The 1,273-nt window shown below is 63.6% G+C and carries 1 pseudogene; it reads right to left on the bottom strand.

Annotated elements, in window-relative coordinates:
• Positions 1-18 precede the first annotated feature (18 nt).
• Positions 19-1,206: pseudogene (locus tag HNQ71_RS34580) on the bottom strand (IS3 family transposase).
• Positions 1,207-1,273 lie beyond the last annotated feature (67 nt).

Genomic DNA, 1,273 nt, shown 5'->3' with positions numbered 1-1,273 from the left:
TGACCTGCCACTGAAATTTCATCCGGCTGCAGTTAGAGCCTCGGCGGGTTTTACGCCGTATGGCGCGGGTTGAGCAACGGGTGATCGGCGGAGCTGGTCGGGGTTGCGCAGCCGATCGTCCGTTGCGGTGAGATTGGCGGCATAGGCCGCAGGCGTGATGTATCCGAGCGCCGAATGTGGGCGCGATCGGTTGTAGTCGTCTGCCCATTCGGCGATGGTTGTTCGGGCATGGTCGAGGCCGAAGAACAGGGTTTCGTTCAGCAACTCGTCCCGCATCCGCCCGTTGAAGCTTTCGCAGAAGCCGTTCTGCATCGGCTTGCCCGGCGCGATGAAGTGCCATTCCACCTGATGATCCTTCGACCAGGCGAGGATCGCGTTCGAGGTGAACTCGGTGCCCGTGGTCGGAGACGATCATGTCCGGCTTGCCGCGCTGGGCGACCAGGTCCGTCAGTTCGCGGGCAACGCGGCGACCGGAGATCGACGTGTCGGGGACTGCCGCCAGGCATTCGCGCGTCACGTCGTCGACGATGTTCAGCACACGGAAGCGTCGGCCGCAGGCGAACCGGTCATGGACAAAATCCAGCGACCAGCGCGCATTCGGCTTCGCCTCGACCAGAATCGGCGCCCGCGTACCGACCGCTCGCCGCCTTGCCCGGCGCTTGCGCACCGTCAGGCCTTCCTCGCGGTAAAGCCGGTAGATGCGATTGACCCCCGATGCCTCACCCTCGCGCCGGAGCAGGATGAACAGCCGCCGATAGCCGAAACGACGGCGCTCGTTAGCAAGGTCGCGCAACCGTGTGCGCAACTCCGTCTCCGGTGGGCGCCGAGACCGGTAGCGGACCATCTTGCGATCGGCACCGACGAAGGAACAGGCCCGACGCTCCGACAGGGCCATCGTGGCCTGCAGATGCGCGACGGCTTCGCGCCTGGCGGCGGGCCCTACCATTTTTTTGACAGAAGCTCGCGCAGCGCCGAGGCTTCCAGCATCTGGTCGGCAAGCAGCTTCTTCAGCTTCGCATTCTCGTCTTCCAGAGCCTTCAGGCGCTTGGCGTCGGACACGTCCATGCCGCCATACTTCGCCTTCCAGTTATACAACGTCGCCTCGCTGATCCCGTGCTTGCGGGCCAGGTCGCCCGCCTTCGCACCCGTCTCGTGCTCGCGCAGAACCGCGATGATCTGTTCTTCCGTGAACCGCTTTCTCTTCATCAGTCCGTCCTTCAATCAAGGGCCGGACTCTAATCTCAGATGGAGGAAAAACTCAGTGGCAGGTCAC

Source organism: Mesorhizobium sangaii (assembly GCF_014207355.1).
GTDB classification, from domain to species: domain Bacteria; phylum Pseudomonadota; class Alphaproteobacteria; order Rhizobiales; family Rhizobiaceae; genus Mesorhizobium; species Mesorhizobium sangaii.
The sequence above is the reverse complement of the archived record's forward strand: the minus strand, read 5'-3'. Positions and strand labels throughout refer to the sequence as shown.